This is a genomic window from Nitrosomonas sp. Nm166 (assembly GCF_900112825.1).
GTDB lineage: Bacteria > Pseudomonadota > Gammaproteobacteria > Burkholderiales > Nitrosomonadaceae > Nitrosomonas.
In genome coordinates, this window is sequence record NZ_FONE01000032.1 from 1 (window position 1) to 20695 (window position 20695).

Consider the following 20695-nt stretch of genomic DNA (forward strand, 5'->3'; position numbering starts at 1 on the left):
ACACGATATGACAAACTGAAGAGAAATTTTGAGAGTATGGTCGCCATGGCATGCGGATATCTGTGGTTACCTATGTGAAATGTCAACAGACCCTAACTTATTAACGAAAAAAATAGTCATGTTTGAATAGGGAGCGAAATTCAAATTTGAAGCAATGAAATATTAAATCGAGGTGAAAAACGAGATAATGCTGGCTGGCCACGCAAAACAGCTCTGGGGTTGAGCACTCAAATCCATAAGGGCCTAGGGCATCCGAAGACCATCAATACGGACAGAGCATTGGCTTTTAGACCTGCTGTAGCGGAATTGAAATCAAAAGAAAATTGTTCTCTGGTTACTATGCACAAGCAGAGAAATATCTAACAACATTATTGAAGCCGACCGAGGATAGCTTAAATAGCTGATCAATCCAGTGCATAGTTTTAAATCCATGAAGACTTTTTATGCAATGATCAAAGGATTTGAGCTCATGAATATGTTTAAAAAAGGAGGTGATTGCATAAAATATGGACAAGGGCTAATAGGTGAAATCTGTCTCATTGAAAGACAGTTCGGTATGGTATTTATGCCGCATATAATAAAACATATCTTAGAGTTAACTCTAGTTGCCATGTGTTTGCAACAGAGCCTTTATAGATCTTTACAGAAAAATTAATTAATTTAAATATACTTGACAGCTCATACGTTTTACAATACGTTCATAATGTAGAAAATTTTATTCTATTCCTTGTTGACTTATTTATTAGTAGCTTAGCTTTTCCTTACTAAAATTAGAGGAGACAGCGATGGGATTCGATCCTGATGCATGTCGCAGAGTTATTGCTAGTGGTAGTAGCGCAAGACCTGAGGGCAAAAAAAATGCAGGGAATTCTTGGAAATGCTTCAATCAAGAAAGATATTATTGGTTATGGAAAATCCCTCGTCCAGACCCTCCTGAACTCATTTTTGATTTTAACATCGCTCAGTTTGGTCTCAACAAAGCTCTTTTTAGTGACACAGACCCCCAGTCAAATTTAAACATTCTTAGCGAATTACTTATCGATCGGCTCCGGTCAGGACCTACCTCGACACCTTCAATTTTTAATGAAGTAATAAGGTCTTGTATTGAGATGAAAGTAGTAGGAGAGTTGGCTGAACAATTCGAAGAAAGCGCAAAGTTCCTGAGAGCCGAGCTTGAAATCTTGGAGAAGAGTTACAAGGAGTGTAAGTAGATTAAGGATGCGACTTAATCATTACTTGGGTGGTTAATGGTTAAGTTTTTCTTCTTAACATGATCTTTTGATAAGGAGGAGAGAAATGGGATTTTTACGCAAGATATCAGCGCCGATACAATTCTTTGATCTGAAGATAATCATGGTTGGTGTATTCATTTTCTCGCTGACACCTAGTGTAAATGCTGATACATGGCGAGGTACGGCTCCTTTTTGTGAAGGACGCTGTTTGCCTGGGGAAGCACAAATTGCGACGAGCAATTTCGGAGATGGCGCTCCATGCTGGACAGGGTATAAAGTCTTATGCAGAAATTCAGAACCCACCTGCAATGCTGCACAAACCAATACATCGTGCTATGGAATTATACAAGTTTGCGATAATGGCTCTTATGAATACACGGGCGCTTGGCGCAGTTGTTCTACATATATTTGTGGTGCTTGTTTTGGTTTTAATTGGTGAACAGGAAAGAGGAGAGAAGGCCTTATTATAGGATTAGAAAAAGCGACGTTTTGGGTTAATTCGAATTATTCGTTGCTAGTAAGTGCAGACATTTGGAATGTGGACCGCATTTGTGCCATACCTTTTGATCGACTAATTATTGGTGGGTTCTTCTGAAAAATAAAGCTATTGGCGTAAAACGAAAGAAATTGGACATGTACTTCTCTGTAAGAAATTCAAGGTTGATATTTATTTTCTCCTATACTTGAGGATCAACTATTATGCTAATTGAAGATGTTTTAAATCCCGGAACGGAACCTTGTCCAACTGCTAACTTGGATGGATTTTTTATTCCCCCAGAAAGATTGGTTTATAGTGATGGACGATTGCATGAAGTAGTAATATCTGCAGTAGTATGGGGAGATGCTAGTCGTACTCTTTCATCGGCTGCAGTGTTTAAGTTAATGGAACATGGTCATATTTCCATATCAGGAGTAGATAGATCTCTAGCTGGGCTCGTATCTAATGCCCTGGCTGACCTCAGTGTTACCGGAACAAAAGGATACGGCCACTTTCGACGTATTGCGATAAATAGCTCGGGTGAATTTGATATCGAGCAACTTAGAGCGCGGGTCTTGGGTGGGATGATTAATGCTGCTAGTAGATTAAGCACTTCAATAGGGTCACTTTTTTCCACGGAAAATCAAGATGCGGTTAGATCGGTTATAGATCGTGCCATCTTGATTGTTTGGGCGCTGCATGGCCCTTCAGAGTATCGCAAAGCCAATCGGGTGAGCTTGGGATGGCTTGCTGTGAGTGCAGAACATGACCAACCATCACGCCCAGTCAATATTCCTTCAACTGTTTGGCCTACCCGTGACATTGATATCATCGTCGCACATCATCGACGTGAAACCAGATGTCGAATCCGATACGCCATTGCAGGAGCGAGGGATTTTTCTACAATTGCTCCGGTTTCAGGTGGACTTCCAAACCTGAACATTCCTCCAGTAATTAATGCGGAAGCTGACATAATTATCTTTATACATGGACACAGCTCCAGGCTAGAAGAGGCAGGCAAAATCTACGAAGCCTTAAGTCTAGAAAGGTCGAGTTGCTCTTCTCATAAGCTAGCTTTGATTTCTTTTGATTTACCAACACACGGGTATTCAGAGTATATTGATCATGAAGTGATTTCACCACTGCCTGAGACCAACTTTGTACCTGATCGCCCAAGAGAACGTCGGTTTGGAATACTTGAGTTTTTTGAATCCTGTATCGTGTCCTTCGTTGAGGCACTTGATGCAGAAATGAAACGAGCGGGTCAAGCCGGAATCCTGCATCGGATCTCTGCCATTATTGGCGGCAGTCTTGGCGGAAATCTTTGTCTTCGCCTTTCTGAACACTTAGTTACTAATCCTTCATGGCTAAAGGCTCTTGTTGCATGGTCTCCAGCTTCTGCACCTAAGTCTCTCGGGCGATGGGATCCTTTTGTTCCTTCTCCCGGAGAAGATGTGCTAATTTCCCTCCCCGGAGAGGATGAGTTTGGTGCAGTTGGGCATACAGTATTATCCCGTCCTAGAGATCGTTGTGATGATACTGAAAGTTCTCAATCTCGTAGTGAGTTTATTTGTCTTGTACTAGCGGGAGAACGGATTATCAATGATGGGACTCCAGAGTTTGAAGCATGGACTAGAATACTTGTACACTTTGGAGGTACAGTAGGAGTCCCATTACTTGAATTTGTACCTGTTTTAGGGCCTACTTTAGGACCTTTTACACCTGCACTCGTACCGGGTATTAACGTTACCTTTGAACACTATGCCAATCGTGTAGGCTTTACGCAATCTGAAACTTGGCTTGGGCGAGAAGACTGTGCAGGAGAATACAAATCCACAAAATCTATTAAGACGATGGGTGCATTAATGTCTCTGATTGAAACTTACTCCAGTACAAGACGACGCATGCATTGGAGAGTAGCTTATGAGCAACTCCTTTTTAGCCACACTGATGAAGTGCTTGACAGCAGAGGAAGACCTTGTTTTGAAGCCTCGGAGGTTCCTTTGTTGCTGATAGCGGGCTCAAAAGATAATCAGATATATTATAGGATTTATGATTACACTCGTGAGTTTGCTCCACGAATGGTTAATAATCCAGGACGAGCTGTATTCGTTCAGAATACAGGCCATTCCATTCATGACGAACGTCCACGATGGTTAGCCCGAGAAATAAGTCGATTCGTTCTTTCAACGATCTATGGCGGATTTCTACGATTTATTGAGCTTTTTGCACTTGGTGGTGATAGCGTCATATATCACCGCTGGCAGTGTGAACCGAACGCAGGCTGGAGCGAAGAAGAGGGCTGGGGTTCTCTCGGCGGGACAAACATAAGCCAGATTGCGGTTGGAGCCAACGCGGATGGACGCATGGAATTATTCGCAATCGGGGGTGACGGAACCGTATACCACCGCTGGCAGCGCGAACCGAATGGGGCTTGGAACGAAGAGGGATGGGGTTCTCTCGGCGGGACAAACATAAGCCAGATTGCGGTTGGAGCCAACGCGGATGGACGCATGGAATTATTCGCAATCGGGGGTGACGGAACCGTATACCACCGCTGGCAGCGCGAACCGAATGGGGCTTGGAACGAAGAGGGATGGGGTTCTCTCGGGGGGGCAAACATAAGCCACATTGCCATCGGAGCCAACGCGGACGGACGCATGGAGTTGTTTGCCATCGTGGGTGACGGAACCGTATACCACCGCTGGCAGCGCGAACCGAACGGAGAATGGAACGAAGAGGGATGGGGTTCTCTCGGTGGGGCAAACATAAGCCAGATTACGGTTAGCGCCAACGCGGATGGACGCATGGAATTATTCGCAATCGGGGGTGACGGAACCGTATACCACCGCTGGCAGCGTGAACCGAACGGAGGATGGAACGAAGAGGGATGGGGTTCTCTCGGGGGGACAATTATAACTCAGGTCATGGTGGGGGCTACCTGGGACGGACGCGTGGAGTTGTTTGCAATCGGTGGCGACAAGATTGTATATCGCCGCTGGCAGCGCGAGCCGAACGGAGGATGGAACGAAGAGGGATGGGGCTCCGTCGGAGGCACAAATATAAGTCAGATCACGGTCGCAGCAAACGAGGGTGGACGGATGGGATTGTTTGCCATCGGGGGTGACAAGGCTGTATACCACCGTTCGCCGCGCGAACCGAACGCAGGATGGAGCGAAGGCTGGAACTCCCGCGGAGGCACGAATATAAACCAGATTGCGGCCGGCGCCACCGGGGACGGGCGTGTAGGGCTATTTGCCATCGGCGGCGACAGGGCTGTATACCACTGCTGGCAGCATGAACCGAATGGAGTAGCCTGGAATGAAGAGGGATGGGGTTCCCTCGGGGGGACAAACATAAGCCAGATTGTAGTTGGAGCCAACGCGGACGGACGCATGGAGTTGTTTGCCATCGGGGGGGACAAGGCTGTATACCACCGCTGGCAGCGCAAACCGAACGGAGGATGGAACGAAGAGGGCTGGGTTTCTCTCGGGGGGACAAACATAAGCCAGATTGCGGTTGGAGCCAACGCGGATGGACGCATGGAGTTGTTTGCCATCGGGGGGGACAAGGCTGTATACCACCGCTGGCAGCGCGAACCGAATGGGGCTTGGAACGAAGGGGGATGGGGTTCTCTCGGGGGGGCAAACATAAGCCAGATTACGGTTAGCGCCAACGCGGATGGACGCATGGAATTATTCGCAATCGGGGGTGACGGAACCGTATACCACCGCTGGCAGCGTGAACCGAATGGGGCCTGGAATGAAGAGGGCTGGGTTTCTCTCCGGGGGACAAACATAAGCCAGATTGTAGTTGGAGCCAACGCGGACGGACGCATGGAGTTGTTTGCCATCGGGGGGGACAAGGCTGTATACCACCGCTGGCAGCGCGAACCGAACGGAGAATGGAACGAAGAGGGATGGGGTTCTCTCGGGGGGACAAACATAAGCCAGATTACGGTTAGCGCCAACGCGGATGGACGCATGGAATTATTTGCCATCGGGGGTGACAAGGCTGTATACCACCGCTGGCAGCGCGAACCGAATGGAGGATGGAACGAGGAGAGTTGGACCTCCTTAGGGGGTACTAACGTTCGTCAGATCACTACTAACTAGCGGTAGTCGGAGCGGAAGAGAGTTAACGCCTCCGATATCCGAAGTTTAGGCCAGAGCTGAAATAGCAATCGCCACTGCAGATTATAGTTTGTGCCTCACTCACACTCCACACTATTGGCAGCAATAAACTAGAAGCCTGCCGTTACAAGGGGGTTTACTAACTTTGGAAGATAGGTCCCTGTTTTCAGGGCGTGGAATTGTCCCATTTTGACGGACAGTTTTTTTACTGAGTCGAAAGCCTCCCGGCCTGTGAGAGAGGATTGCAGTTTATCGGGATTTTATTTTTCTCATTCAGTTTGCTTTCAAAATTGCTGGATGGGTGCATCAAACGCCAACAAGCTAAGCTACGTGGCCAAACTGAAACCATTGCTGAGCGTATGAAACGCGATACGGCTGCACTGATGGCTTTGCCTCCAGTTCCTTTTGATGCCTGCCATAAGATTTCTACCCGCGTATCTTCATTGTCTCTGGTACGTTATCGAAGTAACGATTACTCGGTGCCTACCCAATACGGTCACCGGGAAGTATTGGTCAAAGGTTATGTGGATCATGTCGACATTTGCATGGGCACAGATACCATTGCACCCCATGTGCGCAGCTACGAACGGGAAGAGTTTATTTACGACCCCTTGCACTATTTAGCACTGCTGGAACAGAAGCCCCGTGCGCTCGATCAGGCAGCACCGCTGCAAGATTGGATTCTGCCTGAAGTATTCGATCGGCTGCGCCGACTGCTGGAAGTCCGCATGGAGCGCCGGGGCCGTAAGGAATACATCCAAGTCTTACGATTGCTAGAGAATTTCAGCCTAGCGCAAGTTGAGCAGGCAATTAAACAAGCGTTGGGGTTCGGCACGATTGGTTTTGATGCCATCAAGCATTTGATTCTATGTGCGATCGAACGACGACCCGCCAAGCTCGACTTGACGCTCTATCCCTATTTACCCCGTGCCAGCGTGCAATCCACTAAACCACGAGCGTACTTAAGTCTGCTGGCTAAAGCAAACCAGCAGGCTGCGGAGGCGCGCTATGACTGATACCTTTATCACTACCACGGTTGCGCCGCAAGTCTTGCGATCAATCACTTCAAGACATTGAAGTTACCGACCTTTGCACGTGAATATGAGAAAGTAGGCATCGAATGCGCTCAACAGGATATTGACTATGCACGCTATTTATTACGGCTCTGCGAGCTGGAATGCATCGATCGTGAACGACGAAATACCGAACGGCGCATACGTCAGGCCAAATTCCCAGTAATTAAGAGCCTGGATACATTCGACTTTGTTACTATTCCTGGACTGAATAAATCACTGGTACTGGAGTTGATGCGCTGTGAATGGATCAACAAGCGCGAAAACATCATTGCGCTGGGTCCCTCAGGCGTTGGCAAAACTCATATTGCATTAGCTTTAGGATTGGCTGCTTGTCAGAAAGGCCTGAGTGTTTTATTCACAACAGCTTCAGCGCTGGTACATGAATTGATGGAGGCACGCGATGAAAAACGATTGCGTACCTTACAAAAGCACTTGGTCAACGTCAAGTTGCTGATCATCGACGAACTGGGTTATGTACCATTTACCGCAGTGGGGGCAGAACTTTTATTCGAGGTGTTCAGCCGGCGCTATGAACATGGTGCCACCTTGGTTACATCCAACTTGCCGTTTGATGAGTGGACAAGTGTTCTCGGATCGGAACGATTAACCGGCGCGTTACTGGATCGTCTGACCCATCATGTGCATATTCTGGAAATGAATGGAGAATCATATCGCCTGGCCACAAGCAAGAAACGGCAAAAGCAGACTTTACAAACCAAACCGATAGAAAAGGAGAATTCCAAACCAATTTAAAAGATTTTAGGGGTACACTGCGCTTTGACTGAAACCCAAGAAACAAAAAATCAGAAGCGAAAACCAGAGGTCAAATCCCTCTTTTTTATTAACCTAACTGGTACACTTTTCGCGCGCTACGCCGGTACCTTTTTGCTCTGTCATTGACATCTATTGGTCTACCTGGAATATTGCGATTAAATGGAAAGAAAAAGATGTACCGATTGAATGGAAAAGTTTTACTCAGCGGGCATCCTCTATTTCGGGCAAGGGCTATAAAGCCACACATCCAGTCAATGCAATATTGAATTATGCGTATGCGATATTAGCCGGGCAGGTAGAACGAGCTTTACAGATCGCAGGACTCGATGTGGCCGTGGGAAACCTTCATGCTGATCAGGATGGACGAGCTTCTCTTGTTTTTGATTTGGTGGAGCCACTGCGACCGGTAGTTGACAGGACTATTTTTACTTGGGTGGCTAATCAACGATGGCGTCGAAGTGATTTTGTATTGGATCGGCAAGGTGTGATTAGAGTGCATCCACAATTGGCCCGGGTAGTGGTTACTAAAGCTCTATTGCCTGATGGCGTAATTCGGGACGAAATTAATGCTTATGTAGGGCTGCTTAAGCGGCTTGGTGATAAGCCATTAAAGCTTGCTACTCAACAGACACTCAATATTTAGCAAACCAGAAAATAATCATTTAACAATCAGACCGCAGCGATAAGTTGGCGACGGTACCTAAATCTCGGCAAGTTTGGGTATCAAGTCAAAAGTGTACGGCGTTTTGGGAGAAGTTAACATACCCCCACCCGGTAAGAAGTTGGTATTTCGAGCAGATCGGCAGGAGTCATCACTCGTTTCAATTCCGCCTTGGAGCCGGGTTTCAGTTGCTGGTAACGTTCATATAAATCTTTAAAATCAGGCAGTTCATTTTTCTCAATCACAAGCAACTCCTTGGGGTTCCAGTTCTTTTAAGGATTTATGCAAAGAGCGCCTGGCCAGAGCCAAGGCTTTCAGCATTTTAGGTTCTTGTCGGTAGGGTTCGGTTACTTTGTCAAAAATGTTCGTTACCGATTTTTTCAGTTGGAAGTTTAAGGATTTCAAATCACTATCTGGTGCGTCAAAATTGATGCTTGCCAAACACTGATGTAACCAATTCTCAGTTTGATGGTAATAATCAGCTTCAGCAAAATCGCACAAATTGACACCTGAGCCGTGAATCTTATCTTTGATACCTACAGCAAATAAATATAAGGCCTTTCGAAGTATGGTTTTATAGGCTAGGCCATCGGTTATTATGCGTCGAATTACTTCACCATGCTCAGCCCAGCCTTGCGCCAAACTAAAAAATTCATGCCGCCGTTCCAACACAGTTGCCTGATTATTACGGTAACCGCCGACAATTAACTGTATTTTGTCATTTTGCATAAATGTGCGTGCCTGACGAATAACTGGAGCAGTCTGTTGCCCTTCCTTTTCATTTTGTTGGTCAACCACTAGCCGACTCAAATGTGTCCAGGTCGGTGCAGTCGTCGTAAAAGAAGGAAAGCGCTCTTCTTTCTCACCTTTTTTAATTGAAAAAAATCGTGACGATAAAGGATGTGGCCAGATTCCTTCTACTGTGTAATTGAATTTAGCCTTGTTAAAACCCGCATAGACTGGTTCGATACTGCCGCAGCAAACACATTTTCCTTTAGGTTTAGGTGACAACAATTCAAAATATGCTGGTTGCCAAAGTAAACCGCGATTTAACCCGATACACGATGCCAGGATTTTGCTATCCGCACTAACTCTATCTAAATAATTTGGCTTTTGGGTCTTTGTTTCCTGATACCAAGGCATAATTTCTGCTAAAGTCTCCTCGGTCAATATATTCAACCAAACTGTTTGATGAAGTTCATTTCCTTTAATTAATAACGTAATGGGTGTGCTACCACGCAAACTCCCCTTAAAGCCACCACCCATGCTTGGTGCATTATTGGCAACGTTAAACAATGCAATTGCCACACAGCTACCACAAAGATAATCACCCAGACCTCGGGGATTAACAAAACTTTTGTTTGTTCCATCAGCCACTCCAGCAAGCAACTTATCCATTAACGTCGGTTGAATGGCTTTAACATTACGAATTTGCATAAATGGTGTCTCAGGATGATCCAAATCAAACCAATCCATTTTTCCCTTGCAAGCATTTTCATAAGCGTCACTGCTTACCGGTTGCGTTACATATTTCCCTAATTCCTTCTTATCCTTAGGCGTAAATAACACTTGCGTAATCGCACAAAGCAATTGCAAACAGGCCAGTTCCATATCGTCTCGCGGCAGGCATAATTCGCCGGTTTTTTCGCCACATAATAACTGCTGCAACGTAATTTTTTGGAATTGACTGTTATGTTGAATAGGAATCCAGGCTTCTGTTAATAAGTTCATGCATCCTCCTTGACAACTTCCCTTCGGGATAACCCTGTTCTGCGGTGATAACAATATTCGGTTGTGGCATGAGACCCGACAAAATACCCATTACCATGAGCAATCATTGGTAGCCATATCAAGCCTTCTTGATCTACCGATGGTAATCTGTTTTTATTTGCCCAGCTTTTTGGGACAGAAACTGTATTTAGATTAAGCATTTCATAAAACTGGCTTGGATCCAATTCATTCACGACAGAATCGTCCAACAAGTGCTTTAGGCAATTTTCGTCGATATAGAATGGCACGACATTCAGGCTCATCTCGCCGTCTCTCGTCAGTGCAGCGACATTGCTGTCATTGTCGGCTAGTTCGGTCATGGAACTATTAATCAGTTGCCGGGCAGTCATCTGGCTGACATAACATTTTTGATCGTATGCCTCGTAGCTCTTTATAACTTTTTCCGGTTCGTTAGGCCAATAATCTTCGTCGTAAACTTTGTCGATCCATTCCCGGTAAGCATGGGGAAAACATATCTGTGCATTCTGTTGTTGCACAGCCATTTGCAAGCATTGTTCTGTCCGCCATAATACCCGGCTGTTGCCATATATCAGCTCGTGCAATTCATAGCTTTCATCCGTTGGCAGTAATACTGTACAGATGGGTGCTGCAAATTGTTTCGGTCTGAGTGTTTGATTTTTGGCGTGACGATGTAAACGGCCGATGCGCTGAAACAACAAATCGACCGGACAGAGTTGCGTAATTAACCAGTCGAAATCGAGATCAAGAGACTGTTCGACCACTTGAGTGGCAATCAGTAAATGTCCTTGGTTTCTAGCCTTTGCCGGTTCCGGATTTGGACCAAACAAATCCAGCACCTCGCGTTCAATTTGTTGCCGATCGGCAAATAAATAGCGTGAATGAAATAACAGGCATTGGTCGTCCTGTAAGACATTCGATTGTTCGATTAAGACTTGAAGATGTTGATACAATCCCTGTGCAACATCGACTAGATTACAAATAACACAAACTTGGGCACCTTGTTTCACAGCACCCAGCAGCCGCTGAATTAAAGTATCGTCCGGTAACAGTTGCGGGATATATTGCAAATCCAGATTAATTGAGTATGGTTCAGGTTGTTGCTTGGGTAACTCTTGCAAATCAAAACTTTTGCAGCCACCAGTTCCAATATGCGTTATCAATGGATAAACTTCACTGCTATTTAGGCATTGGCTGCCCCATGCTTTGGCTAGTTGCTGCTTCTGTTGTTGTGGCAAGGTAGCTGACAATAAAATTGCACTGCCGCCAGCCAGGCGCTGTTGTTCCAAAACAGCATCCAATAAACCATACATATAGCTGTCATAGGCATGCACTTCATCGATAATCAGTATGCTGCGACCGATACCAAAACCACGCACGAATTTGTGCTTAACCGGTAGAACCGACACCAGAACCTGATCCACCGTACAAACACCAATTTGACCCAAAAAAACACGTTTACGACTTTGCGCCAGCCATTGACCGCATTGAACCCAGGCTTCTTCGCTTCCCTGTATGGTATTTGGTAGGCAAGCCTTTCTTAAATCAATAAAATTTTGAACGAACTTGGCACGGCCATGCACCAATACAACATTAGTTTGGTTGGTAAATAATACTTGCGCTGCCTTTTCCAAGCGCTTCAGCATTGCATTAGCCGTTGCTTGGGTTGGTAAGGCAAATACGATGCTATCGCCAAAGCCAGCATCAATCAGTTTCCAAGCATATGCCAAGGCTGTCTCAGTTTTACCGGAACCAGTAGATGCCTCTATCAATGTCAAACCTGGGGTTTTGGGTAATTGTTCGACCAAGCACTGACGTTGGCGAGGTGCATAATTTTCCAAAAGGGAATTTATCGATTGATAAGCTTTTGTGTAACTTATCAGACCGGATGCTTGAAGTACATCTGCTGCAATCTTAAGTCGTCTTTTGTACCATGCCTGTAATTGGGTAAAACCCTCACAAGCTTGATTGTCATAAGTAAAACAATCTGAAGAACCTAGCCAGTCGGAGACAGAACAGAATCCTGCCAGCATCGTTGCAGCAGTAAGTTTGTGTTTTCCGGTTTCTAATTGAGGAGGATTATCTTTAATAGAAAGACCGGCAGGAATTAAAAACATTTTTTCTAAAACACTTAACCATTGCAGCCTTGCATTCTCAAAAACGGTTAAAACTTCTTGTGCTACCTTGGTTAAAGCATATTCATGACTTTCTTTTTTATAGTCGTCGGGCACAATACCATGATGACCAACAACAGAAGCCATCCAGCTATACCAAGCAGACCAATCATCACTGTCATCAAAGTTGAAATCTTGAATTTCAGGTGATGCGAAACGTTCTTTTAAGTCCTGATAAAACCAATATAAACCTGCCGACCCATGAAAATATCCCTTAATATCCAATCCATTCAACGTGTCTGGAATAAGATTCAATTCATTATTTATACCTTTCCAAACATGTGGCGCTTTACGCTGAAAACGAAGATCCATTTTCCCGTAGTCATGCATTGCAATAAAAAATAATATCCAGGCACGACATTTTGTTTCATCTAAACCGGTCATCGTAATAAAACGTTGCAAAAGATTCGGGCTCAGTTGCAACCAGATTTCTGCCACCGCTGCTACATCTAAACAATGATACGGTAACAAATGGTAGCTATTGCCTTCTTTAGACGCTTTACCCCAGTATCGATAATAAGGTGCCGTTGTCATTTAAGTATCTGTCTAATTTGATAATTGGTAATTCAAGTTCTTAACATTACATTCTATATCCTCCATACGCCATTTCATGCATCCAAATTGCCATAAAATGGTGCCTTATTTGACAGATTGATAAGCTAAATATGAAAACCATGTTGAATATCGATGATGATTTATACGCGCAGGCGGTCGAATTGACCGGCGTGCATGAAAAAACCGCATTGGTGCGCGAAGGCTTGTTGGCTCTAGTTGAACGGGAAAGTGCCAAACGCCTGGCATTGCTGGGCGGTCGGCCACTATGAATAGACGACTTTAATCGTTAGTTCTGATAAATTATTCCAATAATCCAACCCCTGCATGATAAAATTCCTTTCTGATATTTGTTTATCTAGCTAATCTGAAAACTCTAATCCCAGCTTTATTATCCATGATTCAACTCACCATTAATGGACAACCGCGGCAGTTTGAAACGCCGATTAACGTTACTCAGCTTATTGACCATCTCGCGTTGCACGGTAAACGCATAGCCATCGAATGCAATGGTGAAATTATTCCGCGCAGCCGGTTCTCAGAACAAATTCTGGTTCACGGAGATCAACTGGAAGTCGTGGTAGCAGTTGGCGGTGGCTAAATCTCACGATTAGGTCAGCATATGAATATTGATAACAGGATTTCATGGATAATTTAGTTATTGCCGATAAAACATACACATCACGTTTACTGGTCGGTACAGGTAAATACAAGGATTTCAATGAAACGCGTGCGGCGGTTGAAGCCAGCGGTGCGGAAATCATTACGGTTGCCATTCGCCGCACAAATATCGGGCAAAACGCTGGCGAGCCCAACCTGCTGGATGTTCTGCCGCCTTCCCAGTACACACTCCTGCCCAACACAGCAGGCTGTTATACCGTTGAAGACGCGGTGCGCACATTACGCTTAGCGCGTGAGTTACTGGATGGCCACAGCTTGGTCAAGCTGGAAGTGCTGGGCGATCCTACAACACTTTACCCGAATATGGTGGAGACGCTTAAAGCAGCAGAAATCCTGATCAAGGAAAATTTTCAGGTGATGGTTTACACTTCGGATGACCCTTTCATTGCCAAACAACTGGAAGACATGGGCTGTGTAGCCATCATGCCCCTGGCTTCCTTGATTGGCTCGGGCATGGGCATTTTGAATCCATGGAATCTGCAGATCATCATCGACAATGCCACAATCCCCGTGCTGGTCGATGCGGGTGTCGGCACTGCATCCGATGCCACCATTGCGATGGAACTGGGCTGCGATGGCGTGCTGATGAACACGGCCATTGCCGCAGCCAAAAATTCTGTGCTGATGGCGTCCGCCATGCGTAAAGCCGTAGAAGCCGGGCGGGAAGCTTATCTGGCTGGACGCATGGCAAAAAAACTGTACAGCGCAAGCCCCAGCTCCCCAACAGAAGGCGTAATTGCCCGTTCAAATACCGCCACGACAAAGACGACGGATAAATCTGCCTGATCACTTCATTGCCTGCTCTGTCATTTTATTAACTGATGCAATCCACCATACGCAGCTTCGTTCTTCGTCAGGGGCGCTTATCCAATGCGCAACGTCGCGCTTGTGAAACATTGCTACCCAAATATGGTATCCCTTTTAGCCAGAATCGGCTGGATTTGGATCAGGTGTTCGGCCGGCAAACGTCCAAAATCCTCGAAATCGGATTCGGAATGGGGGAAAGCACAGCCGCTATCGCGCAAAGGTATCCTGAAAATGATTATCTGGGAATTGAAGTACACACACCGGGAGTGGGTAGTCTGCTCAATCAAATCGAGAAACTCGAATTGACTAATCTGCGCATCATTCAGCACGATGCCGTCGAAGTATTGCAATACATGCTACCGACTGAATGCTTAAAAGGAATCCATATCTTTTTTCCCGATCCCTGGCCTAAAGCCAAACACCACAAACGCCGCCTGATTCAGCCAGCGTTGGTCGCCCGTTTGGGCGAACACTTAGAACCCGGCGGTTATCTGCATATCGCTACTGACTGGGAAGATTACGCCATCCAAATTCTTCAAGTTTTGAACCAGCAATCACAACTAATTAACACCGTCCCTGCTTATGCGCCACGGCCCGCCTATCGTCCATTAACAAAGTTTGAACAAAGAGGACTCAAGCTCGGGCATGACGTATGGGATATAATTTTTGCAAAAAAATAAATACAAGTCATAAAGGTATCAACACTGCATTGTTCAAACCTTTAATATCGTTTGCATTCTTTATATTGATATATAATCGAATCACTTATATACCAAACGATATTCCATATCCGGGTGTAGATGAAGCATGAATACCTTATAAAATTTTGCAGTCTTATGGTACTGACAAATATGAGTATTACTTCATGCTATGCAATCAACTTTACCTATAAAGGTGGCCCCAGAATAAAGAGTGATGATGGTAACTTTGAAATCGGATTGAACGGTCGTGGACATTTCGATATACATTCATTATATCCAGATACAGCGAATCCAAATTATCCCCCGTTTGGTAGCCAGCTTTTAAGCAGTCATGATCGAGATGGGTTTAATTGGCGCAGAACTTACGCCACGTTAACCGGAAAAATTCATCGTTTCAATTTCAAATTTGAGAATGACTTTGCAGTCAATGCTACCACCGCTTTTCCGCACAGCCTTCGTGAAGCCTGGGTATCGACAAAACTGGGTCCAGGCCAGCTTACCATCGGTCAATTCAAACCCTATCGGGGCTTAGAAGAAATAACCAGTTCCAATGAAATTACACTCATGGAACGCCCATCGACTTCATCGACTGGATTATATGGCGGACGACAATTTTTAACGGGAATTGGTTACCGCTCAATGATCAGGGACAATCTCGGCGTAGGCGTTAACGTAATGAGTTTGTCGCATTTTGGTTTACCTGTTGAAGGCATCATGTATGGCGGGCGCGCTGTCTGGCTGCCAATAGACAAAGAAGGCCACATTCTGCATCTCGGATTCTCTCTCAGCAGAGATACCAGCAATAAAGATTCATTGTCTGCCAGGATAGTTGATGTTTATGGTGGTCGTTTGGGAATTAATAAATCTTTGGGAATTGCAGGCGCAAGTTCTGGCGCACCCAGTCACAATAGCCAATCCACTTTTTCTGCAGAAGCTGCCTACTCTCTCGGGCCTGTCACTCTACAGGGGGAATACGCCATCTCAAGACTGGACAATACCCATCAAGTAGCTGGAAATAACAAAGATTCCACCATTCATGCCTATTATGTGCAGGCCAGCTGGTTTATAACCGGTGAAAATGCAGTTTATAAAAAAGATCGGGGCGCTTTTGGCAAACCCCAGCCGATCGGTAAATGGGGCGCACTGGAACTTGCCGGACGCTTTGATCTCGCCGAAAACATCAATCAAAATCTCACGGCAGACCCCTGCAGAACAGGCACTTCAAAATGTCAGGTTCAGGTGATCACCCTCGGTTTGAATTGGTATCCCTATCAGAATATCCGCTTTATGCTGAATTATTACTTTTCTGAAGCCACGAATGGCCATACAGGCCCAGGCACACCCACGCGAAAAGATAATCTGTCTGCTGTTTCTTTTCGTACTCAGATAAGCTTTTAATTCATCGGATTTAATTACTCATTAAAAATATAATGCCAAATACCACCCCTGATATTCCCTTATCTTCCTTTCAACTTCAATCCAGAAGCTTGGAAGCTGTGTGGCATCCTTGCACGCAAATGAAGCAACACGAAATTTATCCCCTTGTCCCGATTGTTAGCGGCAAAGGAGTGTGGCTTTATGATGCTGCTGGTGAGCGCTATCTGGACGCCATCAGTTCCTGGTGGGTCAATCTCTTTGGACATACCCATCCTTATATCAATGCAGCCATCCGCGATCAGCTTGAAAAAATAGAACATGTCATGCTGGCAGGCTTCACCCATGAACCGGTGGTATCTTTATCCGAACGACTCAAGCAAATGGCACCCGGCTCACTTGGGCATTGCTTCTACGCCAGTGATGGCGCCTCAGCTATTGAAATCGCGCTAAAAATGAGTTTTCACTATTGGCAGCTGTACGATCAACCGCAGAAAAGCCGTTTCATCAGTCTGCAAAATGATTATCACGGTGAAACACTGGGTGCGCTATCGGTCACCGATATCGCCATTTTTCGAGAAACTTATGCACCACTCCTTCGGCAATGCGCGCATGTTCCTACGCCGGACTGGCGTTATGCAGAAGCGGGTGAATCGCCGGAGAGCTATGCTATTCGTGCGGCAGCAAGCCTGGAACATTATCTGGCAGAAAATCACGCGCAAACCGCTGCATTGATTCTTGAACCGTTGGTGCAAGGTGCAACCGGCATGGGCATGTACCATCCGATTTATCTGCAACGCGCCAGAGAAATCTGCACTCAATACCAGGTACATTTAATAGCCGATGAAATTGCAGTCGGCTTTGGTCGGACTGGCACTTTATTGGCCTGTAATCAAGTCAATATAGCCCCAGATTTCTTATGCTTGTCCAAAGGTCTGAGCGGCGGATATTTGCCACTTTCGGTGGTCATGACGACTGATCCAATTTTTCAGGCTTTTTACGATGACAAAACAGCACGTGCCTTTTTGCACTCTCATTCGCATACTGGCAACGCATTAGCCTGTCGGGCAGCATTAGCCACACTGGATCTCATTGAACAGAATCAGGTAATTGAAGCCAACAAAGCCAAGGCAGCTTATCTGAACAAAATTGCAGTACCGCTGTTAGCTCACCCCAAAGTAAAGAATTTCCGAAACTGTGGAATGATCTGGGCTTTTGAAGTCGATACGGATGAGCGAGACTTTGCGGCGAAATGCTTTCAGGCGGGCTTAAAGCAGCAATTAGTCCTGCGCCCATTGGAAAAAACCATTTATTTCATGCCGCCTTATATCATCAACGAACAGGAAATGGATTTGCTAGTGAATGGCACACTGCAGGTACTCGATACAATCAGTAATTAATATAATTTTGATTATAGCTACTTCAAGATGAACGGAAGCTGATTCCTCACGTTCACCCAATAATTATCCCAATTTGCTGAATTGCTCTTTCAGTTTCCCCAGTTTTGCATTGAAGCCTGCCAAGCGTTCTTTTTCCTGCGCCACCACAGTTGCCGGCGCACGCTCAACAAAGCTGGGATTATCCAGCTTTGATGCAGCCTTAGCGATTTCTATCTCAGTGCGTGCAATTTCTTTCGCCAGGCGCTCACGTTCAATCTCTGCATCAATTTCAACTTCTAGCATTAGCCTGAACTCGCCGACAATAGAAACCGGTGCGTCGACATTGGGCAGCTCGTTTTGTCTAAAATCAATTTCCGATAGCTTTGCTAATGCCAATAGGTAAGGTGAAAATTCAGTCAGAACGGATTGATTGCCTGTTGCCAATAAGGGCACTTTGATTGCCGGAGACAGGCTCATTTCACTGCGCAGAGTACGGCAAGCATTGATGAGGTCTTTTAACAAAGCAATGGTCTGCATGGCATTTTGATCTATTTTTGCCTCATCGCTTTTTGGATAGGGCTGCCCCATAATGCTTGCACCTTTTTTCCCTGCCAGTGGTGCAACCTTTTGCCAAAGCTCCTCGGTAATGAACGGAATGAGCGGATGCGCAAGCCGCAGCATGGCTTCCAATGCTCGCACCAGAGTTCGGCGGGTTGCTCGCTGCACCGAGTCTTGGTCGTTATTTAACTGCACTTTGGCAAATTCAACGTACCAGTCACAATATTCATCCCACACCAACTCATAGATTTCTCGTGCTACCAGATCAAAGCGATAATTGGCAAACGCCTGCTCAACAGCATACTCTGCCTGCTGCAAGCGGCTGATAATCCATTGATCTGCAGCAGAATAGGTCAATGGCAACGTATCATCCAATCCAGTATCTTTGCCTTCACAATTCATTGACACATAGCGCGTTGCGTTCCACAGCTTGTTACAAAAATTTCGGTAACCTTCACAACGCTGCATATCAAATTTGATATCCCGGCCATGCGAAGCCAGGCTGGCGAAAGTAAAGCGCAAGGCATCGGTTCCAAAAGCCGGAATGCCTTCGGGAAAATGCTTGCGGGTATTCTTTTCAATGGATTCAGCCTGTTTTGGATTCATTAATCCTGCCGTGCGCTTTGCAATCAGATCAGGTAAAGTAATGCCGTCGATCAAATCCAGCGGATCGAGTACATTGCCCTTGGATTTACTCATTTTCTGGCCTTCGGCATCCCGGATTAAGCCAGTAATGTAAACTTCCTTAAACGGCACTTTACCGGTGAAATGCAATGACATCATGACCATGCGCGCAACCCAGAAGAAAATGATGTCAAAACCTGTAATGAGCACCGAAGTCGGCAGGAATGTCTTCAATTCCGGTGTTTCATCCGGCCAGCCCAAGGTTGAAAATGGCCAGAGTGCTGATGAGAACCAGGTGTCCAGCACATCGTCGTCTTGGTGCAGATTATTTTTTCCAGAAAGCTTTTGCGCTTCTTCCAGATCATGCGCAACGGTGACATTGCCGTCCTCGTCATACCACGCGGGAATGCGGTGTCCCCACCATAATTGGCGTGAAATACACCAATCCTGAATATTCTCCAGCCATTGATTGTAAACATGCGCCCAGTTATCCGGCGTAAATTTAACCTCCCCCTGCGCAAACACTTCCAGTCCGCGCTTGGCCAGTCCTTCCATCGCCACATACCATTGATCGGTCAACATGGGTTCAATAATGGTATTGGTACGATCACCGCGCGGTGCCATCAGTTTATGCGGCTTAGTCTCAACCAGAAAGCCGTGCATTTCCAAATCAGCAATGATCTTTTTCCTGGCATCAAAACGATCTAATCCTTGATATTTACTCGGTGCCAGATCGTTGATTTTTCCATCCAGTGTGAAAATATTGATCGGCACAAAATGATGCCGCTGCCCTACCTGATAATCATTAAAGTCATGCGCCGGGGTGATTTTTACACAACCGGTGCCAAATTCCAGCTCGACATAGGTATCTGCAATAATCGGAATTGTTCGCTCGCACAAGGGCAAACGCACATGGCGCCCAATCAGATGTTGATAGCGGGAATCTTCAGGATGCACGGCAACCGCTACATCTCCCAGCATGGTTTCAGGTCGGGTGGTGGCGACGATCAAGGCTTCTGTTTGCTCTGTTCCATGGCCATCCGCCTGCTCCAGAGGATAACGAATATGCCACAAAGAACCGTTTTCTTCGGTAGATACCACTTCCAGATCCGAAACCGCCGTTTGTAACACCGGATCCCAATTTACCAGCCGCTTGCCCCGATAAATTAATCCTTCGTTATAAAGGCGCACGAAAACTTCGGTTACTGCACGTGATAAAGCGGCATCCATAGTGAAACGTTCACGCGTCCAGTCGCAGGAAGTGCCCAGGCGTCGCATTTGTCGAGTAATTGTAGAACCGGATTCCTCTTTCCATTGCCACACCCGTTCTAAAAATGCTTCTCGCCCCAACTCACGGCGATCAAGATTTTGCTGATCCAATTGGCGTTCAACGACGATTTGCGTCGCAATACCGGCGTGGTCCGTACCTGGCTGCCATAAAGTGTTATCGCCCAGCATGCGATGGTAACGCGTTAATGCATCCATTAACGTATGTTGGAATGCATGCCCCATATGCAGCGTGCCTGTGACATTAGGGGGTGGCAGCATAATGCAATAGGCAAGTTGGTCTGCTAAAGCGGATGGTTTGAAATAACCTGCCGATTCCCAGATAGAATACCAGCGGTTTTCAATACGTTTCGGGTCAAAGCTTTTTTCGAGTTCCATGAAATTTAAACTTGGATTGAATGGAAAAACAGGACCGCCATTATAACGGATGCATTTTGGCGCGTTGGACAAGAAGC

16 protein-coding genes and 1 pseudogene are annotated in these 20695 nt (G+C 45.9%); 13 read left to right on the forward strand and 4 right to left on the reverse strand.

The window, feature by feature from the left end; genetic code table 11:
* The 7 genes and pseudogenes from BM021_RS15255 to cas1 all read left to right on the forward strand — a co-directional run.
* Positions 1-78, forward strand: a pseudogene (locus BM021_RS15255) (IS5/IS1182 family transposase); the annotation flags it as partial.
* A gap of 707 nt (positions 79-785) precedes the next feature.
* A complete protein-coding gene (locus BM021_RS09870) occupies positions 786-1211 on the forward strand; it encodes a hypothetical protein (protein WP_090720874.1) in 426 nt (141 codons plus the stop codon).
* A gap of 85 nt (positions 1212-1296) precedes the next feature.
* The gene (locus BM021_RS09875; RefSeq protein ID WP_143074323.1) at positions 1297-1671 is read left to right on the forward strand and encodes a hypothetical protein; all 375 of its coding nucleotides are present in this window, start codon (positions 1297-1299) and stop codon (positions 1669-1671) included.
* A gap of 260 nt (positions 1672-1931) precedes the next feature.
* Positions 1932-5825, forward strand: coding sequence for an alpha/beta fold hydrolase (locus BM021_RS09880; RefSeq protein WP_090720876.1), 3894 nt, complete (start codon positions 1932-1934; stop codon positions 5823-5825).
* Between the two features lie 260 nt (positions 5826-6085).
* Positions 6086-6859: a Mu transposase domain-containing protein gene (locus BM021_RS09885; RefSeq protein WP_177186352.1), complete on the forward strand. Its 774-nt coding sequence runs from the start codon at positions 6086-6088 to the stop codon at positions 6857-6859.
* A gap of 57 nt (positions 6860-6916) precedes the next feature.
* Entirely contained in the window at positions 6917-7672 is a 756-nt protein-coding gene (gene istB / locus BM021_RS09890; RefSeq protein ID WP_090720877.1) for an IS21-like element helper ATPase IstB, read from the forward strand.
* 148 nt (positions 7673-7820) lie between these two features.
* Positions 7821-8336 (forward strand): CRISPR-associated endonuclease Cas1, encoded by a 516-nt coding sequence (cas1, locus tag BM021_RS09895; protein WP_256207872.1) that lies wholly within the window; start codon positions 7821-7823, stop codon positions 8334-8336.
* Positions 8337-8449: 113 nt separating this feature from the next.
* Here the strand turns inward: cas1 and BM021_RS15545 are convergent, their stop codons facing one another.
* Genes BM021_RS15545 through cas3 form a run of 3 tightly spaced genes read right to left on the reverse strand, consistent with a single transcriptional unit; the run spans position 8450 to position 12811 of the window.
* Positions 8450-8599, reverse strand: a complete 150-nt coding sequence (locus BM021_RS15545; protein ID WP_177186353.1) for a hypothetical protein — start codon at positions 8597-8599, stop codon at positions 8450-8452.
* Complete coding sequence (gene casA / locus BM021_RS09900) at positions 8592-10085, reverse strand: type I-E CRISPR-associated protein Cse1/CasA (RefSeq protein WP_090720879.1); 1494 nt, start codon at positions 10083-10085, stop codon at positions 8592-8594. The genes BM021_RS15545 and casA overlap by 8 nt, the downstream gene beginning before the upstream one ends.
* Positions 10082-12811, reverse strand: a complete 2730-nt coding sequence (gene cas3, locus BM021_RS09905; protein WP_090720880.1) for a CRISPR-associated helicase/endonuclease Cas3 — start codon at positions 12809-12811, stop codon at positions 10082-10084. Before cas3 ends, casA begins: the two co-directional genes overlap by 4 nt.
* Positions 12812-12951: 140 nt before the next feature.
* Here cas3 and BM021_RS09910 point away from each other — a divergent pair, with 140 nt between their 5' ends.
* The 6 genes from BM021_RS09910 (at position 12952) to bioA (ending at position 17792) form a co-directional block, all read left to right on the forward strand.
* Positions 12952-13101: a type II toxin-antitoxin system VapB family antitoxin gene (locus BM021_RS09910; protein WP_256207867.1), complete on the forward strand. Its 150-nt coding sequence runs from the start codon at positions 12952-12954 to the stop codon at positions 13099-13101.
* Positions 13102-13226: 125 nt separating this feature from the next.
* A complete protein-coding gene (gene thiS / locus BM021_RS09915) occupies positions 13227-13430 on the forward strand; it encodes a sulfur carrier protein ThiS (RefSeq protein ID WP_090720882.1) in 204 nt (67 codons plus the stop codon).
* A 44-nt stretch (positions 13431-13474) separates the two neighbouring features.
* Positions 13475-14296 carry a thiazole synthase gene (locus BM021_RS09920; protein ID WP_090720883.1) on the forward strand — a complete coding sequence of 274 codons (822 nt, stop codon included), beginning with the start codon at positions 13475-13477 and terminating at the stop codon, positions 14294-14296.
* 35 nt (positions 14297-14331) lie between these two features.
* Positions 14332-14997 (forward strand): tRNA (guanosine(46)-N7)-methyltransferase TrmB, encoded by a 666-nt coding sequence (gene trmB / locus BM021_RS09925; protein WP_090720884.1) that lies wholly within the window; start codon positions 14332-14334, stop codon positions 14995-14997.
* Positions 14998-15153: 156 nt separating this feature from the next.
* Positions 15154-16416, forward strand: coding sequence for an OprO/OprP family phosphate-selective porin (locus BM021_RS09930; protein ID WP_256207868.1), 1263 nt, complete (start codon positions 15154-15156; stop codon positions 16414-16416).
* 32 nt (positions 16417-16448) lie between these two features.
* Positions 16449-17792, forward strand: coding sequence for an adenosylmethionine--8-amino-7-oxononanoate transaminase (bioA, locus tag BM021_RS09935; RefSeq protein WP_090720886.1), 1344 nt, complete (start codon positions 16449-16451; stop codon positions 17790-17792).
* Positions 17793-17855: 63 nt separating this feature from the next.
* Here the strand turns inward: bioA and BM021_RS09940 are convergent, their stop codons facing one another.
* Positions 17856-20618: a valine--tRNA ligase gene (locus tag BM021_RS09940; protein WP_090720905.1), complete on the reverse strand. Its 2763-nt coding sequence runs from the start codon at positions 20616-20618 to the stop codon at positions 17856-17858.
* Between the last annotated feature and the right edge of the window lie 77 nt (positions 20619-20695).